Genomic DNA, 22,907 nt, shown 5'->3' with positions numbered 1-22,907 from the left:
TCCCGAGCTACGACTACGAGCCCAACCGCCTGACTCTGGTCCTCTCCGAGGCCGGGCAGATCGTCGACGCCGCCTGGGACTGAGGCGTCATCACGAGGCCGGACGCCCGGCCCCCCGGGCGTCCCGTCAAACCTTGATCCCGGACGCTCGCAACTCGTCCATGAAATCGAAAACGAGTTGAACGACCGTGCCGGCTTCCAGTGTCATTTTGCGATAAGCGGCCGCCGGGACGACCAGGCCATCGCGGCCGACACGCACGCATTTGCCCTGCTTCATCAATTTTGCAGTGTGCCGACGGACCGTCTCGTAAGGGAGCATCATCGAGTTCGAGATCGCCATCATGCTGACCGGCCGCCGATCCGAGTCGGGCAGTATGTCCCGGTTGGCGCCGGGCGCGGTGTTGGTGATGTGCTTGACGTTGGCGGCCCGAATTGCGGTGAACACCAACCCGGTCATGAGGTCGCCATCGAAGAAGCCCCGCAAGACCTTCATGGCGGCCAGCAGAACCCGGATCGATGCCACGATGATGATAACCTGCTCCTTGCTGAGGTTGCGCGGCGCATTGGAGGATCTCGGCGGCTTGAAATGCCCGATCTTGATCCGCCTCAGCACGTCGAGCATGCGGGCCGTTTCCAGATAGATCTTGTGCAACATCGCGTTCGTACGCGAGCTGCGACGCATCGCGGAGGCAAGACATACTCCGCCATCCGCCACATGGCAGATTCCCCTCCGAACGAGCTTGTGAACCTGACGACGTACGGTCTCAAACGGCGTATCCAGCCGGCGCGCCAGATCGCGAATTCCCAGTGGCTTGTTCCCTCCATGGTCGGCAAGCGCATCGCCCAGCATTGTCATGATGATCATGCCGCCCAGGACGTCATCGTGGGCCCGGCCAAACACCTCGAAGCCGCGCAGGAAGAACTCGGTCGATATCCGGCCGATCGTATAAACCTCGGGATGCATCGCCAGGTCCATCGCGCGGCCGGACCGATTCATTGCTGGCCTCCTTCGAACCTCAAGCCGGCCTCCGTTCGACATCTTGCCGAATCGAGAAGATGAGCTGCGCAGTGACCCATTTTGGTGAGTAACCATCTTGTCGTGCTTCAGCTTCTTCCCATAGCGTTTCAGCGTTGGGGAGACGGAATCTCATGCTAAAAGCCATCTATCGTGGCCTGATCGGCCTCGCTCTGGCGTTGTGCGCAAATGGCCCGGCCTTCGGCCAGTACATGCCGACCCAATCGCTGAACATTCCCCTTTCGTACACCTCTCTCGGCGACAATGCGTACCGGCTTGCCATCCAGGTCGGCATCAACGGCGGTCCATTGCAGCCTTACCTTTTCGATACGGGGTCGCCCGGATTTAATGCCGCGTTCAACCCGACCACTTGGGGGGGATATTCGAGCTACACCACCTCCGCTCCGGCCTCGTCGTACGCCAACGGCAACAACGTCCAGTTCTGCTACGGCTCCACCAGCGCTCCCGGCAGCTGCCGCGGCTATCTGGGCAACATTCTCCAGATCCCCTCCCTCAGCTTCCAGAACCCCGCTGGCGGGACGACGACCCTCGAGACCCCGGCAGGCGGCGGCTTCGTGATGACCGCAGTGACCTCCGACAACAGCAATGGAGGCCCGGTTCAGAACTATCCCAGCTATTTCTGCGGCACTCTGAGTTATTCGTGTCCGGACAATCCCAATCCGGTGGCCCCTGAAGCCCCTGGCTTCTACGGGATCTTCGGCGCCGGCAATTTCACCTACTCCGTCGGTGGCTGCGCAACCGCCGTCACGCTTCCAACGGCCTGTACCTCTTACCTCGGCCCTCCGATCCCGGTCGGCTCCGTGCTGGGACAGATCACTGTCAACAATCCCAATGTCGTCGCCCAAGGCTACGTGGTGGCCGCGAACGGCCAGTCGAACCCGGGCAATACGGGCAATGGGAATCCGCCCACTGGCAATGCACTGGTGACGATCCGAGGCAACGCAGGCGTCGAGGTCACGAACTGCAATCCGTGCGTGACAGTGGGCCTCACGCCTCAGATGCTTGGTCAGTTCGTGCCGGTTGGCCTGCCGAGCGACAAGAAGAACAATCCGGGGCTGATTTCCTGGACCAAAGAGAGCGCGCCCTTTCCAAATCCCTACGGCACGACGCGGGGAAACAACGCTTCCATAGAAACCGGCGTCAATCTCCAGGTTTCGGTGACGGGACCCGGCGGAACGCAGTCGCAGGTCGCCCCCGGTCTGTTCGACACAGGTACTACGAATGTCTCATTGAACCACAGCCTGAGCGGCGCCGGCGCGCCGCCGACAGGCGTCACGATCTCGGCCCAGCAGCCGGACGGCAGCAGCATTCCGGGTCTGCAGCCGGTGGTGATGGACATGAATCCACCAAATGGTTCGTATTCCGCCGACTATATCGAGACGACGCACAATACGATCGGTCTGCCGTTCTTCATGCAGAACTCGGTATTGTTCGACCTTTCAGGCAAGGCGATCGGATATACGCCATTCTTCGTGACCGACGCGCCTCTGGCGACGACGGCCAACGGTCCGCTGATCGTCTCCGGTGCAAACGTCCCGCTGGGCCTCGCAGGCGTCATTTCAGGTCCCGGCGGAATGGTCATCCAGAATGGAGGACAAGTCCAAACGAGCGCCACGAACACCTACACCGGCTCGACGACGATCAATGCGGGCGGATCCCTGCTGGTCTCGGGACCGGGCAGCATCCAGACCTCGAGCGGCGTGACCAACGACGGCGTCTTCGACATCTCCCGCGCCTGGGCGCCTGTCACCATCTCGTCCCTGACGGGCGCCAGCACGGGCCACGTGAAGCTCGGCGGTAACGCCTTGACGATCGCCAGTGCCAGCGGCACCTACTCGGGCAAGCTGAGTGACGGCGGCTCCTATCCCGGCTCTGGCGGCAGCCTGACCATCGCCAGCGGGAACCAGACTCTTGCCGGAGCCGCTACCTACACCGGCGGGACGTTCGTGAACGGCGGCGTCCTGAATCTCACCGGCACGATGATCGGCAGCCTAGGCATCCGGTCGGGTGCCGCCTTCACCACGACGGGCGGCTACTCGGTCGCGGCCAATGCCATGCTGGCCAATGCCGGCACGTTCACATCACTGCCGGGCGCCGGACCGCTTCTCAACCAGGGGCTCTTCCTCAACAGCGGGGCCTTCCTGAGTGGACTCACCAACACCGGCACTACAGTCAACAACGGTACGATCACCGGCAATGTAACCAATGGCGGCGCCCTGTCCGGCAGCGGCATCATCAACGGCAATCTCACCAGTGCAGGCCTCGTATCACCCGGCAACTCAATCGGAACGCTGAATGTCGTCGGAGCCTTCACCCAGGCCGCCGGCAGCAGCTACATGGTCGAGACCAATGCTCAAGGGCAGGCCGACCAGATCGACGTGAGCGGCGCACCCGGCAAAGCCACCATCGCGGCCGGCAGCAGTGTCTTCGTGGCGCCGTCCTCCGGGGGCCCCTACGCGCCGCGCACTACCTATACGATCCTCAGCACCACCGGCGGCGTCACGGGGACCTATTCGTCGGTGACGTCACTCGCCGCCGCCAGCCTGCCGTTCCTGCTGCCGAGCCTCAGCTACGACGCCAACAACGTCTATCTGACCCTGCAGGTTGGCGGCTTCGCCCGCCAGGCCCAGACGTCCAACCAAGCCGCCGTCGGCGCGGTGCTCGACGCCGGCGCCATCGGCGCCACCGGCGACTTCGCGACCGTGCTCGGCGCCTTCTCGACGATGAATGCCCAGCAGGGCGTCGCGGCCATGAACGCGATCAGCGGCCAGAACTATTCGGCCTTCTCATCAGCCGGCATCGCGACCACGCAGATATTCATGACCAACTTCGCCAACACGGTGGGCGGCACCTCGGGCGGCAGCAAGCGCGTCGCCCTGGCCGAGGCCTGCGATGTCGCCTGCGACACGTCGAACCCGGCGCCGTGGGGTGCCTGGGGCGGCGCGCTCGGCGGTTTCGGTGTCGTCGGCGGGACCGCCAATGCCGGCACGCTCACCTACAATCTTGGGGGCTTCGCGGCCGGCATCGACCGGCGCGTGACGCCAGACCTGCTCGTCGGTGTCACCGCCGGCTTCACCAGTGGCAGCCAGTGGGTCGGCGGCTTCTCCGGAGTCGGCATCTCGGACACGTTCCAGGCTGGCCTCTACGCCAGCTATGCCAGGGACGCCGTCTATGTCGACGGGCTGGCGGCCTATGCCTATTCCGACAACCGCATGACGCGCCAGATCACCATCCCCGGCCTGTCGCGCACCGCCAACGGCCGCACCGGCGCCAACCTGTTCTTCGGCCAGGTCGAGACGGGTTACCGCTTCGAGATCGGCGGCCTCGCGGAAGCCTACGTCACGCCCTTCGCACGCTTGCAGGCTGCCACCGCAACCCAGGCCGCCTTCACCGAATCCGGCGCGGGCTCGCTCGACCTGTCCGTCGCCTCCCAAACCACCAACTCGCTGCGCAGCGTGCTGGGCGCCCAGCTCGGCGGCGCGATGGACCTCGGCTGGCGCGAGAAGCTGGCGATGCAGTTCAAGCTGGGCTGGGGCCACGAATATGCCGATACCGGCCGGCCCGTCACCGCCTCGTTCGTCGGCGCACCGGCCCTGCCCTTCACCACCTACGGCGCCGCGCCCCAGCGCGACAGCGTCGTCCTGGGCCTCTCCGCCAACACAGCCATCGCCGACGCCACCTCCGTCTACTTCCGCTACGAGGGCGATATCTCCAGCCAGGATTCCAACCACGCCCTCACCGCCGGATTCCGCATGACCTGGTAGCGGCGGTGCCGTCGGCCCGCCTTACCACGCTACAGCGGCGCCAGCGCATGCCGCAGCGGCCCGCTCGGCACCTGCATCAGCCCGTCGAACGGCTGGCCCAGTTCGAGGATGAGATAGATCGCGCTGGCCGCCGATAGGGCACAGAAGAACAGCACGCTCAGCATTGTGCCATTGGCATCCGCCGACATGGCGAAGCTGCCGAAAATGAAGCAGAGCCACAGGACCAGCACGGTAATGAACGGCTTGGCGAGCGAGTCGGACGGGTGGGCGTAGAGCGTCAGCTGGATCTGGGCCAGCGAATTGCTCACCACCGATGCCCGCGCCTGCAGCGAGGTCTGAACCGGATCGTGCGGCGCAAGCAAGCGCAGCCTGGTGATGACCTGGGCTTCCGACGCCGAAGCCTGTGCCGGGCTCAGGGCGACGGCATCGTCATCGCGCCAGATCGTATTCACGATCGCGGCAACGTCCTGGCGCAGGGCTTGCCGCAGCGCCACGCCTTCGGCGCCGTAGTCCTTGAGAAGACGGTCGAGCTCGATGACATTGGCCGTGAGCTGGCCGACCTGGCTGTGAGTGGCCTCGTAGGAGGCGCGGGTCGAGGCGAAGAGAAGCGCCGTCACCAGTGCCGCCATGGTGGCGACCAGGGCCGTCGCCAGCTTGATGACGTCCTTCGAGTCGCCGCTCAGGTGCTTCTCGGGTAGCTTGCGGCGGAGAAGGACGCCAGCGGCGGTGCTGATCAGGATCACGCCCAGGACAAGCAGCGCGGTTTCGACGGCACTCAACTCTTTCACCTCGTCCAGAACCGGCCTGCACCGGTAACATATGTGCAATGAACCTACCGCTGCCCCCTTACCAGACCGTTACAGAAGACTACTTCGCCCGCCGCGGTCTGCGCCGTTACGCCGGGATCTTCTCTTTGTGGGCGCTCGGCGTCGGCGCTGTCATCTCGGGCCATTATTCGGGCTGGAACCTCGGTCTTCTGGCCGGCGGGTGGGGCGGCTATGCGTTGGCCGCCTGCATCATCGCCGTCATGTATCTCGGGCTGGTATTCTGCATCGCCGAAATGGCAGCCGCTCTTCCCCACACGGGCGGGGCCTACTCCTTCGCACGCGCCTCGATGGGGCCGTGGGGCGGCTTCGTCACCGGTCTCTGCGAGAACGTCGAATACGTGCTGACGCCGGCCGTCATCGTGTCCTTCCTGGCGACCTATCTCGCCGGAGTGTTTGAGACACCTCCCGCCTGGCTGCCGGCCTACTGGGTGGCCGGCTACGCGGTGTTCGTGGCGCTGAACGTCCGCGGCGTCGAGCTTTCCTTCAAGGTCACCGTCATCGTTACGCTGGCCTCGCTCGCCTGCCTCGCGGTGTTCTGGATTTCGGCCCTGCCCATTACCGACTTCAACCGCCATGCGCTCAACATCGGCGCGGGGCCCGACGGCAAGCCCGTGGAGCTTGCCCAGGGCGGCGGCTCGCTGTTGCCCTTCGGGTTGCACGGCGCGCTGGCCGCGCTTCCCTTCGCTGTCTGGCTGTTCCTCGCCATCGAGCAGCTACCGCTCGCGGCCGAGGAATCGATGGAGCCGTCGCGCGACATTCCGCGCGGCATCGTGGCAGGCTTACTGACACTTCTCGTGTCCGCCGGTCTCACCGTCTGGCTCAACTCGTCGGTTTCGCCGGGCAGCTTCCAGCTCGCGGGCTCGGGCGAGCCGCTGCTCGACGGCTTCCGCGCCACGTTCGGCGGCGGGTTGGCAAAGCTGCTGGCCCTGGTTGCCTGCATCGGCCTGGTCGCCAGCTTCCACACCATCCTCTTCGCCAAGGGGCGGCAGATCTATTCCCTGTCACGCGCCGGCTATTTCCCACGCTTCCTGTCGATCACCCATCCGCGCCACAAGACGCCCCATGTCGCGCTGCTGGCCGGCTCGGCCGTGGCCCTCGCCATCATGTTCGTGCTGTGGTTCGGCATGGGCGCCGAGCGCGGCGCTGCCGTGATCCAGGGCATGCTGCTCAACATGGCGGTGGCCGGCGCAATGCTTTCCTATCTGCTGCAGGCCGTGAGCTTCCTGGTGCTGCGCGCGCGATTGCCGGGCCTCGCCCGCCCCTATCGCTCGCCCATGGGAGTGACTGGGGCCGCGGTCACTATCGTCATCGCCAGCGTGACGCTGGTCTATCAGCTGCTCGATCCGGTGTTCGTGTCAGGCGTTCTCGGCGTCGGTGGATGGTTCGCGCTGGGAATTGCGTGGTTCGCGCTCGTCGGCCGGCGCAGGCTGGTCCTGTCGCCGGAGGAGGCCTTCGCGATCAAGGCTCGCGAGACGACCGGGTCAGTCGCCGACTGAAACGGCAGCCGGTCTGGCTTCGCGGTCGCGTTCGGCAAGACTTGCCGCCACCTGCCTGCGGAAGCGCTCGAAATCCGGACCGCGCAGCTGGGCGCGCTTCAGCTCGGGATGGGTGATCGGGTTCACGGGCTTGCCGTCGACCTGAAGCTCGAAATGAAGATGCGCGCCGGTCGAGCGGCCGGTGCTGCCGACATAGCCGATCACGTCGCCGCGCGAGACGATCTGGCCGGGCTTCAGGCCGGCCGCGAAGGCCGAGAGATGGCCGTAGACCGAAGCCAGCTTGCCGCCATGCTCGATGCGGATCCAGTTGCCGTAGCGCCCGTTCGGCGCCGCCCCGACGACGAGGCCGTCGGCGGCCGCAACGACCGGTGTGCCGGCCGGCGCAACCAGGTCGACGCCTTCATGCATGAACAGCGACCGCGACGACGAGGGTCGCGCCGAGAGCGCATAAGCCGGCGGCGCCCGGAAGCTGCCATAGGACGAGCTGCCGTAGGCGGAGGCGCCCGGCGATGCGGCAAATCCTGCGCCGACGCCCGCACGTGGCATGTCGGTGGCGCCCCCCGTCGGCAGGCCGGGTGGCAGGCCGGGCGGACGCTGCGGGCCGCCGGCACCTTGCGGCTTGCCGCCATAGGGCGGCGGCGGCTGGTCGAAAGGATCGGCGCGCAGGCCGAAGCCCGACGAGATCGAAACGGTATCGAGCGGCAGCCTGAACGAGGGCGGCATCGCGGCCTGTCCGCTCGCCATCCAGAATCGCTCATTGTTGTCGCGCGCACGGAAGCGATGGATCGCCATCACGCCCTTGGGCGTGCGCAGTTCCATCCAGAGCACACGGCCGACATCGAGCGGGGCGCCCGCCTGGGTGAAGGTCTGCTCGTAGCGGACATAGAACCTGTCGCCGTCGCGCATCTCCTTCTCGAGGTCGACCGAGAGGGCCATGGCCTGCATCGCTTCGAGCATGGCAGGCGCGGGAACGCCCGCCGCCACGGCCGAGGCTTCGAAGGAGCGACCGGAGATCACCCCGGAGACGCCCAGCCGGCGCTCGAACGGGAGATAGGCCTGCAGCCGCTCGTCATCCCGGCCGTCGCCCAGCATCCTGTCTGCGGCAGTGACGCCCTGCGCCAGCACGGCTTCGGGGACCGGGCCGCTCGCTACCGGCGGTGCAGCGTTTTCGGCGATCGCAATGAGCGGCTGTGGGGGCGTGAACTCGATGGCCACGCTCCGCTCGAGAAGCCCATCCACCGACGCCAATTCCATGAAATGGAGGTGGTCACGAAGACCGGCTACGGCCGAGGGCTGATCGTAGAGGGGCGCCAATTCCGCCCCCAGCACCCGAAGCTCCGCCATTCGACCGGGATCCGTCGTATGCGCCTCGTCGACCCACGGCAGGTCGCGCGCGATGCCTTGCGACATCCCGCCGACAAGCAATGAGGCGGCAAAAGCCGCAGCGACCGAGGGTCGGTTCATTCAGTCCTTCTTATAGGGCCGACGCCGGGGCATCGCTCGTGACCGCCGCGTGGTCGCAGACCTTACCGCACCTTTGGCACGGGTTTCCATGCCCGAACGCGCCTTTCCGCCTCGGCGATTTGCGCAGGATTCATGCGGGAAGACAGGGTCGCCAGGTCCTTTCGGGCCTGGTCCAGCCGGTCCTGATTCTTCGCCGTGTATCCGTCGATGGCCAGCTTGATCCACTTGTAGGCCTCGATGTCGTCACGCGGCGGGACGCCCTCGCCGAAGCCCAGCATGAAGCCGATATTGTTCTGCGCACGCGCATAGCCCTGCTTGGCAGCAGCAAGATAGAGTCTTGCCGCTTCGTTCAGGTTGCGCGGCACGCCCTCGCCGCTCCAGTACATGGCGCCGAGCAGGGTCTGCGCCTCGGCCTCTCCCTTGGCGGCCCACGCCTTCCAGATGCGCACGGCGGTCGCCATGTCCTTGCGCTCGTAGGCGCCCGCCGCCTGACGCATCTGGTCTTCGTAGGATTGGGCCGTCGCGGGTGAGGCCGTGGCCGCGACGAGGAGCACGAGCAGTGCCGACAGAACCGATTTCATGTCCCCATGATATGGCGTCTCGTCAGGCACGCTGCAAGCAACGCAGCGATCGGGGCCCGCGTTGCCCGCGCAGGATCAACCAACACGCAGGTTCGCCATGGCCACGCCCCTCGGTTCGCCCGATATTCCCGCGCAGGAATTGCGCGAGCATCAGGAAACCTTCCACAGCTTCAGCAAGCTGGTCCTGTTTGCCGTCCTTCACGTCACCCTGGTGCTCGCATGCCTGGCGCTGGCCTTCCTCGGCCATATCCCGGTCCTGGCCGTTCTACTGGGGCTTGGCGGAACGCTCGCACTGCTGGTCGCCTTCGCCGTTACGAGCTAGCGACGCTTCTTCCTCTCTCGCCGGGCGCTCGCGGCGACCATTTCCGACGTCGTGGTTGGGCGTCCGTGTTTTTTGAGGAGATCCGCGATCGCCTCGTCGAACAGGTCCTGCAGGCGCTTTCCGGTGTCGCTCGCCAACAGCTCGAGAGCCGTCCGCCGGGCCGACTCGATATCGACCATCTTGCGCATTGAGTCTCCGGTCTAAGAGGCCCGCAGCGGAACAGCTGCGGGATCGTCGCAGCGCGATCCATAGACATGGGTCCACGCCCGGGTGAATTCGGCCCCCAGCAGAAAGATCAGGGTCGAATAGAAGATCCAGAGCAACAGCACGATCAGCGCGCCGGCCGCGCCGAAACTCGAGGCCACGTCGGTCTGGCCGATGTAGAGCGCGATCAGGTATTTGCCCCCCTCGAACAGGCCTGTGGCCATCAGTGCCCCGACCGCGACGTCGCGCCAGCGGATCGGCGTGTCGGGAAGCACCTTGTACATGATGGCGAACATGCCGGAGATCAGGCCGACCGAGGTCACGAAATCGGTCGCTTGCACGGCGAATTCGGCGACCGGAAACCTGTACTTCAAGAACTTTCCAAGCGCCGTCAGGGCCGCGCTGAGAGCCAGCGAAACCATCAGTACGAAGCCCAGTGTAATCACCAGACCGAAGCTGGCGAGACGCGCTCGCAGCAGGCGCGACATGGTCGAGGTCCGCGACTGCGTCTTCCAGATCGCGTTCAGGGCGGATTGCACTTCGCCGAATACACCGCTGGCGGCGATCAGGACGGTCGCCACGCCAATCAGCGTGGCCAGAAGGCCCGACGTGCGGTCGCCGGCACTGCGGATCATGGCCTGGGTAGCCTCCGCGGTGTCCCGGCCCATCAAGCCGCTCAGCTGGTCGACAATTGCGCCTTCGGCAGCGTCCCGCCCGAAAGCGAGGCCGGCGACGGCAATGACGAGAAGCAAGACCGGGGCGAGCGAGAAAAGCGTGAAATAGGCAATAGATGCGCCGCGGCTAAGAGCACCGTCGTCGATGAAGCCTTCGACCGTCTCGGTCACAAGCCGCCGGACACGGCCGTAGGAAGACAGGCTGTTCACCGGCGGTGAACGCGCCCCGGCGGAAAGCGCTCCCACCTCCGGACGTGTTTATGACATGTTCCGCCCCTATCTTACGGACCAAGGCTGATCCAGGAACCTTCATGATCTCTTCCCGCCGCATAGTTCTCGCCGGTGCTCTCGCTTCGCTACTTCCGGCGCCGACAATCGCGCAGACCGTTCCTGATGTTGCCCAGAAAGTCGATATCCTGCTCGACTGGAAGGCGCTCCCGACCTTCGCGGGCTTCTATCTCGCCCGCGAGATGGGAGCCTTCGAGCGCCGCGGGCTCGAGGTCACCTTCTCGGAGACCCAGGGAGCGATCTCGTCGGCGGAGATGATTGGGTCGGGAAAGCCATACTGGATCGGCTCGTCGAGTGGCATTGCCACCGCTATCGGCCGCTCGCGGGGACAGCCGATCAAGAGCCTCGCCGTCTATTATGCCAAGACGCCGACCGTCATCTACACGCGAGGCGAGGACCGCATCGCCCATCCGCGCGATCTCTATGGCAAGACATTGGGACTCGTACCGGGCAGCATCACCAACGAGGAATTCCGCGCCCTGATTGCCGCCAACAGGCTCGACCGCAGCAAGATCAGGGAAACGACGGTCAGCTGGAATGCCTATGACCTGGTCGAGAAGAAGGTCGATGCGCTTATCGACTATGACGAGATGTCGCCGTCCGAGCTGATCGCCGAGGGCCGCCGCATCACCATGATCCGCCTGAGCGACTTCGGCGTGAAGGCCTACAGCCTCAACCTCATCGTCAACGACGACGCCTGGGCCGATCCGGTCAGGCGCGAGATCGCGAGAAAGGTCGAGGAGGCCGTGCAGGAAGGCTACAACATGGTGCGGGAGCGGCCGGCCGACGCCGCGTCGCATTTCTCCCGCATCTTCCCACGACTGGCGCCGCGCTACGTCGACCGCAGCATGGCAACCGTTTCCCAGCAGCTCTCGGGTCCGCCCACCGGCCAGCAGACCCGCGCCGGCTGGGAAGCGACGATCAGCACGCTCGATTCGCTCGGCCTGCTCGCCAAGCCGGTCACGGTCGAGGATGTCGCGATTCTGGACTGAGGATCGGAAGGCCGTGCCTACCAGCCCCAGAGCAGTTTCCGTGAGATCCAGCCTCGCAGCCCTCCGTCACGCTGGACCTTGACCCAGCCACTCTTGCGCTCGAGCGTCTTCACCGGGTCGCCGTAAAGGACCTTGCCGACGATCCGGCTGCTCGTGTTCGGCTGGCTGCGCATGTTGGCAATCTTCACCTTCACGATGTGATAGGGCGTGCTGCCGGTCAGGTGTCGCTGGATCCAGCCGTTGTCGTTCTCGAAGTCCCGTACCTGCAGCCAGTCGCCGCGTCGTCCGACGACTTTCAGGGGGAAGCCCCTGCCCAGCACCCATTCCGCCGAATAGGTCGTGCCCGGACCAGAGCGCAGGTTGACCTCCTCGCGCGACACACTGACCATTTGCTGGGCGGAAGCCCGCGGCAAATCCAGCGCCAGCGTTCCCGCAAGAAGGAAGATCAGGAAATAGCGCGCAAAGAACATTCGTGGGATTTCCTTTCTGGCTGGAGGGAATGGGAGGGGCGCATTGTCCCTCGACGACGGCACGAGCGTGCCGTTCCGGCCGATTACGCCCGCTCGTCACCGGATTGGCAACCCGCGATCAGGCTGGCCGCATCTGCGGCCGCGCATGCAGGCGATTGGCCGCAGCGATGACGACGGTGGTGATCGCGACCATCGTCAGGCTGAGCACGGCGATGGCGCCGACGTCGCCGCTTTCCTTCAGGTCGAAGATCAGCACCGAGAGGACCTTGGTCTCCGAGGTGAACAGGATCACGGCGGCGGAGAGCTCGCGGATGGTGGCGACGAAGATGAAGCACCAGGTGGCGATCACCGCGGAGCGCAGCAACGGCGCGGTGATGTCGGCCAGCGTCCTGAGACGCGTGGCGCCCAGCATGCGCCCCGCCTCCTCCAGCTCGGGATGCACGGCATGGAAAGCCGAACCGAGCTGCTGGTAGGCAGCCGGCAGCTCGATCGTGACGAAGGCGATCAGCAGGATCCACAAGGTGCCGTAGAGCGCGAGCGGCGGGCGCGTATAGGCGAGGAACAGGCCGACGCCCAGCACGATGCCCGGGATGGCCAGCGGCGCGGTGGCGAGGAAGCCCAGCACGCGATAGCCGCGCACCGCCTTGCGGGCCACGATGTAGGCGATCATCAGCGCCAGCAGTGCGCCCAGGGTTGCCGACGCGGTGGCCAGCAGGAAGGTGTTCTTCAGCGCCGGCATCGTCGAGCTGAGCTCGAGGAAGGTGAACTTCACGTTGTGCAGCGTGATCGTCTCCGGTCCGACGATGCGCGAGGCGACCCTCGAGAAGGCCGAGTTGAACAGCGCCGCGTAAGGCAGGAACAGCGGCATGGCCAGCACGAACAGCGCCAGCGCGACAGCCGGCCCGCGCAGCCAGCCCAGGCGGATGGGCCGCGGCGCACCGTACTTGCCACCCAGCACCGCATAGCCGCGCCGGCCGAGCGCCATCGCCTGGGCGCGCAAGAGCAGCACCGTCAGCACCAGCAGCGGCACCGAGGCCGCGGCTGCCAGCTCGGGCTTGGGCGGAAACTGGAACAGGCTCCAGATGCGCGTGGTGAGCGTGTGGAAGCCGGCCGGAATGGCCAGGATGGCGGGCGAGCCGAACAGGTTCAGCGCCTGCAGGAAGGCGACCAGCGCCCCCGCGAGCAGCACCGGCAGCGCGAGCGGCACGGTGATCAGCCGCGCGGTCTGCCAGGTTTTCGCGCCCAGCATGGACGACGCGTCCTCCAGTTCGCCCGGCATGCGGTCGAGCGCGTTCGCGACGAGGATGAAGACGTAGGGGAACGTGTAGCAGGAGATCACGAAGATCAGGCCGCCGAGACTGTAGATGTCGAACAGCGCTTCGTCGGACGGCATGTCGGTCAGCAGCCGCCAGAGCTGGTTCAGCAGGCCCGAATTGGGCGCCGCCAGCATCTCCCACGCGATCGCGCCGACGAAAGGCGGCGTCACCAGCGAGGCCATGACCAGCGTACGGATAGTACGCGCCAGCGGCATGTCCGTGCGCGCCACCAGCCAGCCGAGCGGCGCCGCGACGAAGCAGCATATGGCGCTGACAGAGCAGGAAATGATCAGTGTCGTGATCAGCGGATCGAGGAAGGTGGGATCGGTGAACAGGGTCCCGAAGTTGGCGAACGTGATCCCGCCATCCTTCGCCGTCAGGCTGACGACCAGCAGCCAGCCGACCGGCAGCACGATCATCACCGCCAGCAGGGCGGCGACGGCGATGAGGACCGGTCGCGAAAGATCGATGCCGCGCGTCATACCTTGAAATAACGCTGGTAGCGCGACTTGATCTCGTCTGCCTGCTTCTCGACCGCGACCGGATCCTCGGGCAGCGTCTTGATCGACGCCAGCGCCGGCCGGCCGGCCTTGGCTTTCACCAGCTTGTTCGCCGGATACTGGCCGCTCACGTTGACGATGAATTCCTGTCCCTCGGGCGACATGATCCAGCCGACCAGCAGCCGTGCTGCGTTGGGATTGGGCGAGGCCTTGAAGATCGCCATCGGGTTGGAGATCTGCGGCGTGCCCTCGACAGCATGAACGACCTCGATCGGCGAGCCGCGCTCCCTGGCCATCCAGAAGAGGTAGTCGCTGCCGTCGACGGCGATAGCGCGCTCGCCGGCCTCGATGCGCTTGGGAGGCTCGGTGGCAGACTGGACCTGCAACACCTTCTGTTTCGAGAGCTTCTCGAAATACTCCCAGCCCAACGCCTTCGCGAGCTGCTGGGTCGCGGTCATGATCGTACCGGAATAGCCGGGATGGCCCTTCACCAGCTTGCCCGTGTATCTCGGGTCGAGCAGGTCGACGAAGCCCTTGGGCACATCCTCGGGCTTCACCAGCTTCGTGTTGTAGGCGATGGCCGACAGATGCGTGCGCTGGTTGACGAAGGCGCCGTCGGCGTCGCGCTGGTCCGCCGGCAGGTTTTCGGCCATGTCGGGCGTCAGGAACGGTTCCAGCCACCCCTGCCGCTTCCAGACGATGAAGTGTGCGGCGTCGGAGCTGTTGGCCACGTCGACCCGGCGAATGTTGCTGCCGACCTCCTGGCCGATGCGGTTGAACAGCCGCTCCGCGCCGGTGCGCTCGACGGCGACCTTGATGCCGGGATATTTGGCTTCGAAGGCCTTGGCCATCGGCTCCGCGACGGAAAGGTCCATCGCGGTGTAATAGGTGACCTTGCCCTCCTTCTTCGCCGCCTCGATCAGCTCGGGCGTGATGGCGGTCGCCGGCGGTGCGGCGGACAGGACCCGTGCGCCCAGCGGCGCAAGGATGGTGGAGGCCGCGGCGGCGGCGACGAATTGACGACGGCGCATGGCTACACCTTGAAGTATTTGACGTATTGGGCCTTGATCGCGTCGGCCTTGTCGGCGACGACGTTCGCCTCTTCCTTCAATGTCTTGATGTCTGAGAACTTCTTCATGTCGGCGCGGTCCACGGCCTGTGGATGCGCCGAGCGCAGCGCGCCGACGTCGATGTTGAGCTGCTGCGCCTCCCGCGTCATCGACCAGGCCTGGAACAGGCGGGCGGCGTTGGGATTGGGCGCATTGGCCATGACCGCGGAGGGCCCGGTGATCAGCGGCGTGCCTTCGCTCGCATAGACGATCTCGACCGGTTCGCCGCGCGATTTCAGTTCCTCGACGACGTATTCACCGCCATCGGCCATAACCGCGCGTTCCCCCTGCGCCAGTTTCTTGGGCGGCTCGGTCGCCGACTGGACCTGCATCACCTTCTGCTTCGCCAGCTTCTCGAACCACGGCCAGCCGAGGTCACGGCTGAGCTGCTGCGTCGCCGTCATGATGGTGCCGCTGTAGCCCGGATGGGCCTTGACGATCTTGCCCAACCATTTCGGGTCGAGCAGGTCGGCATAGGACTTTGGCGCGTCCTCGGCCTTCACAAGCTTCGTATTGTAGGCGATCGGGCAGAGCGTGATGCGCCACGAGGCGAACATGCCATCGGGGTCCTTGTGCGCCGCCGGGAAATACTGCGCCACCTCCTCCGGCACGAACGGCGCGAGCATTCCGGCGCGCTTCCACACGATCAGGTGCGCGGCGTCGGAGCTGTTCACCACATCGCAATTATAGATCTTATTCTGGAACTCCTGGCCGATCCGCTGGAAGTTGCGCTCCGCGCCCGAGCGCTCGACCTTCATGGTGATGCCGGGATACTTGGCCTCGAACGCCTTGGCGACCTTCTCGGCGAGCGCCAGGTCGACCGACGTGTACCAGGAGAACTTGCCCTCCTTCTTCGCCGCGTCGATGAGCACTGGAGAGATCTTGGTCGGTTCCGGTGGTGCCGCGCGCACCGAGGTGATGAACGAACTCGAGGCCATCGCCGTCGAGGCGGCAAGCACATGGCGTCGCGTCAGTTTTTTCGTCATGGGTTATTCCTCCGCCAATGCCCGGCATTGTTCCGCCGGCAAATGCAGCCAGACCGATCGACCCGGCGCAATGTTCTGGCCGGGCGGCGCCGTCACACGCAGTTCGGTCCCGTCGTCGAGCGCGACGGTATAGTCACGCGTCGAGCCCAGGAAGACCTGCCGCGTGACCTTGCCGTGAAGGTGATTCTCCGCGCCCGACGGCGGCGATTCGAGAGCGATGCCGATCTCGTGCTGGCGCACCGAGACGGCGACCGGCCGATTGGCGACGAGTGGGCGCCCTATCGTGCGCAGGACGCCGCCGGCCACGGAGATACGGCTGTCGTCGATTGCCCGGGCTGCGAGCACGTTCGAGCCACCGATGAAGCGGGCGACAAACTCCGAGCGCGGCCTTGCGTAGATCTCCTCCGGCGGACCAAGTTGTTCCACCTTGCCCTTGTTCATCACCGCGATCAGATCGGCCGTGGTCATGGCCTCGGCCTGGTCGTGGGTCACATAGACGGTCGTGTAGCGATACTGGTCGTGTAATCGGCGGATCTCGAAGCGCATCTCCTCGCGCAGGTTGGCGTCGAGGTTGGACAGCGGCTCGTCGAGCAGCAAGGTCTCGGGCTCCACCACCAGCGCGCGCGCCAGCGACACCCTCTGCTGCTGGCCGCCCGACAGTTCGCCGGGATAGCGGTCGGCCAACGCCTCCAGGCGCGCGGTCGAGAGGATGGCCTTCAGCTTCGCGTCGATCGTGGCGCGGTCGAGCTTCCGGATCCTGAGCCCGTAGGCCACGTTCTCCGCCACCGTCATGTGCGGCCACAGCGCGTAGCTCTGGAAGATCATCGACATCCTGCGGCCCTCGGGCGGCACCGTCCGCACAGGCGAGGACAGGACCTTGCCGCCCACCTCGATTTCGCCTGCCGAAGGCTCGATGAAACCGGCGATCAGGCGCAAGGTGGTGGTCTTTCCGCACCCCGACGGGCCGAGCAGGCAGACGAGCTGGCCATGCTCCACGCGCAGCGACACGTCGTCGACAGCGACGGCGGCGCCGTAGTGCTTGGAAAGGCCCTTCAGTTCGACTGAGGCCACGATTCCTCCCTGTTGGCTGGCAGCTTATTCAAATCGGCCGGCGCAGGCTATATTCGCCACCTCATTGGAAGGATTGACGGTATGCAGGAACAGAAAATCATCGGCCGCCGCGAAGGCGCCGTGGGCCATGTCGTCTTCAACAATCCGGCGAAGCTCAATGCGGTTTCGCTCGACATGTGGGACGGCTTCGTCAGCATCCTGAAGGACTTCGCCCAGGATCCCGAGATCCGCTGCCTCGTCGTCAGCGGCAGCGGCGGCAAGGCCTTCGTGTCCGGCGCCGACATCTCGAAGTTCGAAAGCGAACGCGCCAACGCCGAAGCGCAGGTGCGCTACGACGCCATCTCCAAGGAAGGCTACGAGGCGCTCTACGACTTCCCCAAGCCGACCATTGCCAAGATCACCGGCTACTGCATCGGCGGCGGCATGAACCTCGCGGCCTGCTGCGACCTGCGTTACTGCAACGAGGGAGCGCGCTTTGGCGTACCGGCCGCCAAGCTCGGCCTCGGATACGGCTTCCTGCGCATCGAGCGCTTCTCGCGCATCGTCGGCCTGCCGCGCGCCATGGAATTCCTGTTCACCGCCAAGCAGTACTCTTCGAAGGAAGCCTACGACATGGGCCTGGTGCACGGCGTCGCCGCCGATGCCGAACTGGACGCGATGGTCGACGGCATCACCGGCGCCATCGCGCAGAACGCGCCGCTCACCATCGCGCTCGCCAAGGCCGCCGCCCGCGAGATCGCCAAGCCCGAATCGAAGCAGGACCACGCGAAGCTCGACAGGATGGCCGAGGCCTGTTTCGACAGCGAGGACTTCAAGGAAGGCCGCCGCGCCTTCATGGAGAAGCGCAAGCCGGTCTTCAAAGGCCGCTAAGGAACAGGAGGAAACGCCATGACCGCGCTGCCCCTCTCCCATCTCACCGTCCTCGACCTGACGGCACATCGTGCCGGCCCGACCGCCGTACGCCAGCTCGCCGACTGGGGTGCGCATGTCATTAAGATCGAACCGCCGCCGCCCCCGTCCGAGGGTGGCAAGAACAACGATTCGATGGGGGGCGCGCGCCACGGGTTCGATTTCCAGAACCTGCACCGCAACAAGAAGTCGATGACGCTCAACCTCAAGAGCCCCGTGGGGCACGCGATCTTCATGAAGCTCGCGGAAAAGGCCGACGTCATCGTCGAGAACTACCGCTCCGACGTGAAGCATCGCCTCAAGGTCGACTACGACACCGTGGCGAAGATCAACCCGCGCATCATCTACGGCTCGATCGCGGGCTTCGGCCAGAGCGGCCCCGACGCGGCACGCCCCGGCGTCGACCAGATCGCGCAAGGCATGGGCGGCCTCATGTCGATCACCGGCGAACCCGGCCGGGGCCCCATGCGGGTCGGCATTCCCATCGCCGACCTCACCTCGGGTCTCCTGCTCGCCCAGGCGATCATGCTGGCGCTCTACACGCGCGAGCGCACCGGCAAGGGCCAGTGGGTCCACACCTCGCTGATCGAGGCGCAGATCTTCATGCTCGACTTCCAGGCCTCGCGCTGGCTGATGAAGGGCGAGGTGCCGAAGCAGGCCGGCAACGACCATCCGACCAGCATCCCGACCGGCGTCTTCCCCACCAGCGACGGCTACATCAACATCGCCGCCGCCGGCGACAAGATGTGGAAGCGCGCCGCGCTGGCGCTGGGCGCCCAGGCGCTGATCGACCATCCCGAGCATGCGACCCCGGCGCTCCGCTCGCAGAACCGCAAGGCCCTGAACGAGCGCCTGGCCGAGGTCACCAAGACCAACACCAGCGCGCACTGGATCGACTCGCTGAACAAGGCGGGCGTCCCCTGCGGCCCGATCAACACGATCGACAAGACCTTCGCCGAACCGCAGGTCCAGCACCTCGGCATCGCCCGCCCGGTCAACCATCCGGCGCTGGGCGAGATCAAGGTGGTCGGCCAGCCGATCAACCTCTCCGACTACCCGCAGCCGAAGACTCTGAACCCGACACCGGACCTCGGCCAGCATACCGACGAGGTGCTGGCCGGCCTCGGATACGATGAAAAGGCGATCGCGGATCTCAAGGCCGGCGGCGCGGTCTAGAGTCTTTCCGATCCAGGAAGATCAAACACCCACCTCATCCTGAGGAGCCGCGCCTGCACGGCGTCTCGAAGGATGGGCAGCAAACGCGGTGCTCGTGCCCATGCTTCGAGACGGCTGCTCCGCAGCCTCCTCAGCATGAGGTTGGTGGTGTGATCCCAGCTTGTTCGGAAAGACACTAATGCTTCAGGTACCCACGCAGCGCCCGGAGGAATTCGGCAGGGCGCTCGACCTGCGGCAGGTGGCCGGCATCCGGAATCGTCACCAGCTTCGACTGTTCGAGCGACAACCGCATCTTCCGCGCCCCGTTCTTGTCGAGGACGGGCGAGCGGTCGGCTTCACCGAAGATCAGCAGCACCGATCCCTTGGGCGGCGGGACGGCTTCCTCGCCTGACAGAAGGAAGTCGAGGACACGGTCGGCGTCGGCGGCGGTGAAATTCTCCAGCGTCCGGGCGACCTCGGCCGGGATCTTCGCGCGGTCGTGGAAGGCGAGCGGCAGGACTTCGGGACCGTAATGCAGGCGCTGCAGGTTGCCGCGCGCGAGGGCGCGGATCGGCGTCCTGCCCGCAAGCCAGCGCAGCATCTTCGAGTAAACCGGCGGCCGGTAGCCGTTCACCAGCACGAGACCCGCGGAACGTTCGGGATACTGGCCGGCAAAGCACCAGGCGACGGTCGCGCCCAGCGAGTTGCCGACCAAGGTTGCCCGTTCGATACCCAGTGCGGTGAGCAGCTCGGCCAGCCAGGCGGCACAGGCACCGAAGCTCGGCAGGCCCTCGCGCGAGTGCACAAGCGGCAGTTCTGGCGCCACGACGAAATGCGTGCGTTCGAGATCGTCGGTTACGGTCGACCAGTAGGCTTCCGCCCCCGCCCAGCCGCCATGCAGCAGCACGATTGCCTCGCCCGTGCCGCCGGTCCAGACTCGCGCCGGGCGCTGTCCGAGCAGGATTGTCTTCAGCTCCATTCACGCCCTCTGAACAAATGAAGTGGGAGATATAGAAGATGGCCACGACGCGGAGAACAGCTTTGGTGACCGGCGCAGGCCGAAACATCGGCCGGGCCTGTGTGCTGGAGCTCGCCCGCATGGGCTACGATGTCGTGATCAACGGCTCCTCCGACCGGAAAGCCTGTGAGTCGGTGGCGAAGGAAGCGGCAGCGCTCGGTGTCGAAGCGCTGGTCGTCATGGCCGATGTCGGCAGCTCCGAGGAATGCCGCCGCATGGCCCGGGAGGCGATCGCCAGGTTCGGCTCGGTCGACGTGCTGGTGAACAATGCGGCCCTGCGACCGGCCAAGCCCTTCCTCGATATGAGCGAGGCCGACTGGCGCCGCGTCATCTCGGTCGACCTCGATGCCGCGGTATGGCTGTCGCAGGCCTGCCTGCCCGGCATGGTGAAGAAGGGCTGGGGCCGCATCGTCAACTTCACCGGCATGAATGCGATGCACGGCTATGCCGGCCGCGCGCCGGTATCCGTCGCCAAGCACGGCGTCTGGGGTCTCACGAAGGCGCTGGGCAAGGAGTTCGGACCGAAGGGCATCACCGTGAACGCCATCTCGCCCGGCCCGATCTCGGCCGATGTCGAGGACGACGCCGAGTCCAACCACCATCGTCTCGAGACGATGGCCAAGGTTCCGCTCGGCCGCATGGGCACGCCCGCCGAGATCGGCTCGGTGCTCGGCCTGCTGGTCTCCGACGGCGGCGCCTATGTCAACTGCCAGATGATCCAGGTGAATGGCGGCGGCCAGACCTGACGCCTACTCCATCGGCAGGCCGGTGGTTCGGGCGATGGCGCTCCAGCGCTCGACCTCGGCCTTCACGAAGTCGCCGAAAGCCTGACGGCTTTCGAGGTCGATGCTGGCGCCCTGCTCCTGCCAGACGAGCTTGATGTCCGGCTCGGCCAGCGCCGCCTGGACGGCGGCGTGCAACGCGTCAAGCGCAACAGCGGGCGTCTTCATGGGCGCAAACAGGCCGTACCAGGTGCTGACCTCGAAATCCTTCACGCCCGCCTCGGCGAAGGTCGGCACGTCGGGCAGCACGCTCTCGCGCTTCGCGGTCGCGACGGCGAGCGCGCGCAGTTTGCCGGACTGGACGTAGGAAGCCACGGTGCTGAGCGGCTGGAAGGTGGCGTCGAGCTGGCCGGCCAGCAAATCCTGCAGCGCAGGACCGCCGCCACGATAGGGCACGTGCATCAACCTGATGCCGGTGCGCCGCTGCAGCAGTTCGATCGCGAGATGCGGCATCGTGCCGAGGCCGGAGGAGCCGATGTTTATCGTGTCCGGCGCCTGGCGTGCCGCGGCGAGGAAGGCCGCGAGATCCTTGACGTCGAGCTTGGCCGGATTGACCACCAGTCCGACGGGAACCTTGGCGATGTTGCTGACGGGAGCGAAGTCGCGCAGCAGGTCGAAGCCCGAGTCAGGATAGACGACGGTCGCGAAGGACTGGGCGCTGTTGGCAACAAGCAAGGTGCAGCCATCGGGCCGCGCCCGCGCCACGACCATACCGCCCAGGGTGCCGCCGGCTCCGCTGCGGTTCTCGACCACCACGGGTTGGCCCAGACTCTTGCTGACAGGGGCCGCGACGGGCCGGGCGAACGTGTCGTTCGAGCCGCCGGGCGGGAACGGCACGATCCAGTTCATGGGCCGCGGCGGACGCCATTGCTGTGCCGTAGCGGATCCCGCCGCGCCCGCGGCCAGCAAGCCGCCCAAGGCGGCCCGGCGAGAAAGGGACCGCAAGATCGTCATGGGCTCACTCCATCTGGACGTTGGCGGCCTTGGCGATGCGGCTCCACCGCTCGACCTCGCGGCCGATGAAGTCTGCGAAGTCGGCCCGGCTTTCGAGCTCGACCTTCGCCCCGTGCTCGGCCCAGAGCCGCTTCACCTCATCCGAACCCAGCGCCCGCTGCACGGCGGCGTGCGTGCGGTCGAGCACGGCGTCGGGTGTGCGGATCGGCGCGAACAAGCCGAACCAGGTGGTCATCCGGAAGTCGGGCAGCCCTGCCTCGTGCGCCGTCGGAACGTCGGGCAGCTGCGCATCACGGCGCCGGTTGATCACGGCCAGCGCCTTCAGCTTGCCCGATCGGACATAGCCCGCCACGGCCGTCACCAGCACGAAGGCGGCGCCGATCTGGCCGGCCAGCAGGTCCTGCAGCATCGGGGCGCCGCCCCGATAAGGAACATGGGTCAACTTGATCCCCGCACGTCCTTCGAAGAGGCCGATGGCGAGATGCGTCACGGTGCCAAGGCCCGCCGAACCGATGTCGATGCTGCCCGGTGCCTTCCTGGCCATCTCGATGAAGGCTTCGAGGTTCGCGGCGCCGATCTTTGCCGGATTGATCACCAGCGCGTAAGGCACGCGACCAAAGGCGGCGATGGGCGCGAAGTCGCGCAGGAAGTCGAAGCCGGCGCGCGGATAGATGGTCGGCGCATAGACGAGGCCGGTGTCGCCCACCAGCATCGTGTAGCCGTCCGGTACGGCCCGGGCGGCGACGGCGGTGCCGACGGTGCCGCCGGCGCCGCTGCGATTGTCGATGACCACCGATTCGCCAATCGCCTCGGCGACCCGCGCCGCGACCGGGCGGGCAAACATGTCGGAGCCGCCGCCGGCCGGGAACGGCACGATCCAGGAGACCGTGCGCGTCGGCCAGTCACTGGCAAGCACCGGAGCAACCGCTCCGGCACCCGTCGCCATCAATCCCCCCAGCAGGGTTCGCCGTGCAATTCCGCTCATTCGGG

21 protein-coding genes are annotated in these 22,907 nt (G+C 66.0%); 7 read left to right on the top strand and 14 right to left on the bottom strand.

Features of this window, described 5'->3' with window-relative positions:
- Positions 1–126: 126 nt before the first annotated feature.
- A complete protein-coding gene (locus Q0Q48_RS19945; RefSeq protein WP_295141453.1) occupies positions 127–996 on the bottom strand; it encodes a hypothetical protein in 870 nt (289 codons plus the stop codon).
- Positions 997–1,148: 152 nt separating this feature from the next.
- On the opposite strand from Q0Q48_RS19945, the gene Q0Q48_RS19940 reads away from it, so the two are divergent.
- Positions 1,149–4,799: an autotransporter domain-containing protein gene (locus Q0Q48_RS19940; protein ID WP_295141451.1), complete on the top strand. Its 3,651-nt coding sequence runs from the start codon at positions 1,149–1,151 to the stop codon at positions 4,797–4,799.
- A gap of 29 nt (positions 4,800–4,828) precedes the next feature.
- On the opposite strand, the gene Q0Q48_RS19935 is transcribed toward Q0Q48_RS19940, so the two are convergent.
- Positions 4,829–5,578, bottom strand: a complete 750-nt coding sequence (locus Q0Q48_RS19935) for a DUF4239 domain-containing protein (protein WP_295141448.1) — start codon at positions 5,576–5,578, stop codon at positions 4,829–4,831.
- A gap of 47 nt (positions 5,579–5,625) precedes the next feature.
- Here Q0Q48_RS19935 and Q0Q48_RS19930 point away from each other — a divergent pair, with 47 nt between their 5' ends.
- Complete coding sequence (locus tag Q0Q48_RS19930; RefSeq protein WP_295141445.1) at positions 5,626–7,122, top strand: amino acid permease; 1,497 nt, start codon at positions 5,626–5,628, stop codon at positions 7,120–7,122.
- On the opposite strand, the gene Q0Q48_RS19925 is transcribed toward Q0Q48_RS19930, so the two are convergent.
- Both Q0Q48_RS19925 and Q0Q48_RS19920 read right to left on the bottom strand, forming a co-directional pair.
- Positions 7,108–8,586 carry a M23 family metallopeptidase gene (locus tag Q0Q48_RS19925; RefSeq protein WP_295141442.1) on the bottom strand — a complete coding sequence of 493 codons (1,479 nt, stop codon included), beginning with the start codon at positions 8,584–8,586 and terminating at the stop codon, positions 7,108–7,110. The two genes, Q0Q48_RS19930 and Q0Q48_RS19925, sit on opposite strands and share 15 nt — an antisense overlap.
- 62 nt (positions 8,587–8,648) lie before the next feature.
- A complete protein-coding gene (locus Q0Q48_RS19920; protein ID WP_295141441.1) occupies positions 8,649–9,167 on the bottom strand; it encodes a tetratricopeptide repeat protein in 519 nt (172 codons plus the stop codon).
- A gap of 97 nt (positions 9,168–9,264) precedes the next feature.
- Here Q0Q48_RS19920 and Q0Q48_RS19915 point away from each other — a divergent pair, with 97 nt between their 5' ends.
- Positions 9,265–9,489 (top strand): hypothetical protein, encoded by a 225-nt coding sequence (locus Q0Q48_RS19915; RefSeq protein WP_295141438.1) that lies wholly within the window; start codon positions 9,265–9,267, stop codon positions 9,487–9,489.
- Here the strand turns inward: Q0Q48_RS19915 and Q0Q48_RS19910 are convergent.
- The gene (locus Q0Q48_RS19910; protein WP_295141435.1) at positions 9,486–9,677 is read right to left on the bottom strand and encodes a hypothetical protein; all 192 of its coding nucleotides are present in this window, start codon (positions 9,675–9,677) and stop codon (positions 9,486–9,488) included. The genes Q0Q48_RS19915 and Q0Q48_RS19910 overlap by 4 nt on opposite strands.
- A 12-nt stretch (positions 9,678–9,689) precedes the next feature.
- Positions 9,690–10,613 carry a YihY/virulence factor BrkB family protein gene (locus tag Q0Q48_RS19905; protein WP_295141433.1) on the bottom strand — a complete coding sequence of 308 codons (924 nt, stop codon included), beginning with the start codon at positions 10,611–10,613 and terminating at the stop codon, positions 9,690–9,692.
- Positions 10,614–10,678: 65 nt separating this feature from the next.
- Between Q0Q48_RS19905 and Q0Q48_RS19900 the strand changes: the two genes are divergently transcribed.
- Positions 10,679–11,647, top strand: a complete 969-nt coding sequence (locus tag Q0Q48_RS19900) for an ABC transporter substrate-binding protein (protein WP_295141429.1) — start codon at positions 10,679–10,681, stop codon at positions 11,645–11,647.
- A 17-nt stretch (positions 11,648–11,664) separates the two neighbouring features.
- Here Q0Q48_RS19900 and Q0Q48_RS19895 read toward each other — a convergent pair whose 3' ends face one another.
- The 5 genes from Q0Q48_RS19895 to Q0Q48_RS19875 all read right to left on the bottom strand — a co-directional run bounded on the left by Q0Q48_RS19895 (position 11,665) and on the right by Q0Q48_RS19875 (position 17,099).
- Entirely contained in the window at positions 11,665–12,117 is a 453-nt protein-coding gene (locus Q0Q48_RS19895) for an SH3 domain-containing protein (protein WP_295141426.1), read from the bottom strand.
- Positions 12,118–12,235: 118 nt separating this feature from the next.
- Entirely contained in the window at positions 12,236–13,915 is a 1,680-nt protein-coding gene (locus Q0Q48_RS19890; protein ID WP_295141422.1) for an iron ABC transporter permease, read from the bottom strand.
- Positions 13,912–14,964, bottom strand: a complete 1,053-nt coding sequence (locus Q0Q48_RS19885; RefSeq protein ID WP_295141418.1) for an extracellular solute-binding protein — start codon at positions 14,962–14,964, stop codon at positions 13,912–13,914. Before Q0Q48_RS19885 ends, Q0Q48_RS19890 begins: the two co-directional genes overlap by 4 nt.
- Positions 14,965–14,966: 2 nt before the next feature.
- Complete coding sequence (locus tag Q0Q48_RS19880; RefSeq protein WP_295141415.1) at positions 14,967–16,028, bottom strand: extracellular solute-binding protein; 1,062 nt, start codon at positions 16,026–16,028, stop codon at positions 14,967–14,969.
- Positions 16,029–16,031: 3 nt separating this feature from the next.
- A complete protein-coding gene (locus Q0Q48_RS19875) occupies positions 16,032–17,099 on the bottom strand; it encodes an ABC transporter ATP-binding protein (protein WP_295141411.1) in 1,068 nt (355 codons plus the stop codon).
- A gap of 81 nt (positions 17,100–17,180) precedes the next feature.
- On the opposite strand from Q0Q48_RS19875, the gene Q0Q48_RS19870 reads away from it, so the two are divergent.
- Both Q0Q48_RS19870 and Q0Q48_RS19865 read left to right on the top strand, forming a co-directional pair.
- Positions 17,181–17,969, top strand: a complete 789-nt coding sequence (locus Q0Q48_RS19870) for an enoyl-CoA hydratase (protein ID WP_295141408.1) — start codon at positions 17,181–17,183, stop codon at positions 17,967–17,969.
- An 18-nt stretch (positions 17,970–17,987) separates the two neighbouring features.
- Positions 17,988–19,184, top strand: coding sequence for a CaiB/BaiF CoA-transferase family protein (locus Q0Q48_RS19865; RefSeq protein ID WP_295141405.1), 1,197 nt, complete (start codon positions 17,988–17,990; stop codon positions 19,182–19,184).
- 175 nt (positions 19,185–19,359) lie between these two features.
- Here Q0Q48_RS19865 and Q0Q48_RS19860 read toward each other — a convergent pair whose 3' ends face one another.
- On the bottom strand, positions 19,360–20,142 hold the full coding sequence (locus Q0Q48_RS19860) for an alpha/beta hydrolase (RefSeq protein ID WP_295141402.1): 783 nt from the start codon (positions 20,140–20,142) through the stop codon (positions 19,360–19,362).
- A 38-nt stretch (positions 20,143–20,180) separates the two neighbouring features.
- Here Q0Q48_RS19860 and Q0Q48_RS19855 point away from each other — a divergent pair, with 38 nt between their 5' ends.
- Positions 20,181–20,927, top strand: coding sequence for an SDR family oxidoreductase (locus Q0Q48_RS19855; protein WP_295141400.1), 747 nt, complete (start codon positions 20,181–20,183; stop codon positions 20,925–20,927).
- A 3-nt stretch (positions 20,928–20,930) separates the two neighbouring features.
- On the opposite strand, the gene Q0Q48_RS19850 is transcribed toward Q0Q48_RS19855, so the two are convergent.
- Positions 20,931–21,917, bottom strand: coding sequence for a tripartite tricarboxylate transporter substrate binding protein (locus Q0Q48_RS19850; RefSeq protein ID WP_295141397.1), 987 nt, complete (start codon positions 21,915–21,917; stop codon positions 20,931–20,933).
- Positions 21,918–21,921: 4 nt separating this feature from the next.
- Entirely contained in the window at positions 21,922–22,902 is a 981-nt protein-coding gene (locus Q0Q48_RS19845; RefSeq protein WP_295141394.1) for a tripartite tricarboxylate transporter substrate binding protein, read from the bottom strand.
- Positions 22,903–22,907: the final 5 nt, after the last annotated feature.

This window comes from uncultured Reyranella sp., from assembly GCF_945957355.1.
Classification (GTDB): Bacteria; Pseudomonadota; Alphaproteobacteria; order Reyranellales; family Reyranellaceae; genus Reyranella.
The sequence above is the reverse complement of the archived record's forward strand: the minus strand, read 5'-3'. Positions and strand labels throughout refer to the sequence as shown.

Excerpts from the sequence above, each read along its gene's own strand:
- Q0Q48_RS19945 (WP_295141453.1), bottom strand. The coding sequence starts at position 996 with ATGAATCGGTCCGGCCGCGCGATGGACCTGGCGATGCATCCCGAGGTT.
- Q0Q48_RS19940 (WP_295141451.1), top strand. The coding sequence starts at position 1,149 with ATGCTAAAAGCCATCTATCGTGGCCTGATCGGCCTCGCTCTGGCGTTG.
- Q0Q48_RS19930 (WP_295141445.1), top strand. The coding sequence starts at position 5,626 with ATGAACCTACCGCTGCCCCCTTACCAGACCGTTACAGAAGACTACTTC.
- Q0Q48_RS19925 (WP_295141442.1), bottom strand. The coding sequence starts at position 8,586 with ATGAACCGACCCTCGGTCGCTGCGGCTTTTGCCGCCTCATTGCTTGTC.
- Q0Q48_RS19920 (WP_295141441.1), bottom strand. The coding sequence starts at position 9,167 with ATGAAATCGGTTCTGTCGGCACTGCTCGTGCTCCTCGTCGCGGCCACG.
- Q0Q48_RS19915 (WP_295141438.1), top strand. The coding sequence starts at position 9,265 with ATGGCCACGCCCCTCGGTTCGCCCGATATTCCCGCGCAGGAATTGCGC.
- Q0Q48_RS19910 (WP_295141435.1), bottom strand. The coding sequence starts at position 9,677 with ATGCGCAAGATGGTCGATATCGAGTCGGCCCGGCGGACGGCTCTCGAG.
- Q0Q48_RS19900 (WP_295141429.1), top strand. The coding sequence starts at position 10,679 with ATGATCTCTTCCCGCCGCATAGTTCTCGCCGGTGCTCTCGCTTCGCTA.
- Q0Q48_RS19895 (WP_295141426.1), bottom strand. The coding sequence starts at position 12,117 with ATGTTCTTTGCGCGCTATTTCCTGATCTTCCTTCTTGCGGGAACGCTG.
- Q0Q48_RS19890 (WP_295141422.1), bottom strand. The coding sequence starts at position 13,915 with ATGACGCGCGGCATCGATCTTTCGCGACCGGTCCTCATCGCCGTCGCC.
- Q0Q48_RS19885 (WP_295141418.1), bottom strand. The coding sequence starts at position 14,964 with ATGCGCCGTCGTCAATTCGTCGCCGCCGCCGCGGCCTCCACCATCCTT.
- Q0Q48_RS19880 (WP_295141415.1), bottom strand. The coding sequence starts at position 16,028 with ATGACGAAAAAACTGACGCGACGCCATGTGCTTGCCGCCTCGACGGCG.
- Q0Q48_RS19870 (WP_295141408.1), top strand. The coding sequence starts at position 17,181 with ATGCAGGAACAGAAAATCATCGGCCGCCGCGAAGGCGCCGTGGGCCAT.
- Q0Q48_RS19865 (WP_295141405.1), top strand. The coding sequence starts at position 17,988 with ATGACCGCGCTGCCCCTCTCCCATCTCACCGTCCTCGACCTGACGGCA.
- Q0Q48_RS19860 (WP_295141402.1), bottom strand. The coding sequence starts at position 20,142 with ATGGAGCTGAAGACAATCCTGCTCGGACAGCGCCCGGCGCGAGTCTGG.
- Q0Q48_RS19855 (WP_295141400.1), top strand. The coding sequence starts at position 20,181 with ATGGCCACGACGCGGAGAACAGCTTTGGTGACCGGCGCAGGCCGAAAC.
- Q0Q48_RS19850 (WP_295141397.1), bottom strand. The coding sequence starts at position 21,917 with ATGACGATCTTGCGGTCCCTTTCTCGCCGGGCCGCCTTGGGCGGCTTG.
- Q0Q48_RS19845 (WP_295141394.1), bottom strand. The coding sequence starts at position 22,902 with ATGAGCGGAATTGCACGGCGAACCCTGCTGGGGGGATTGATGGCGACG.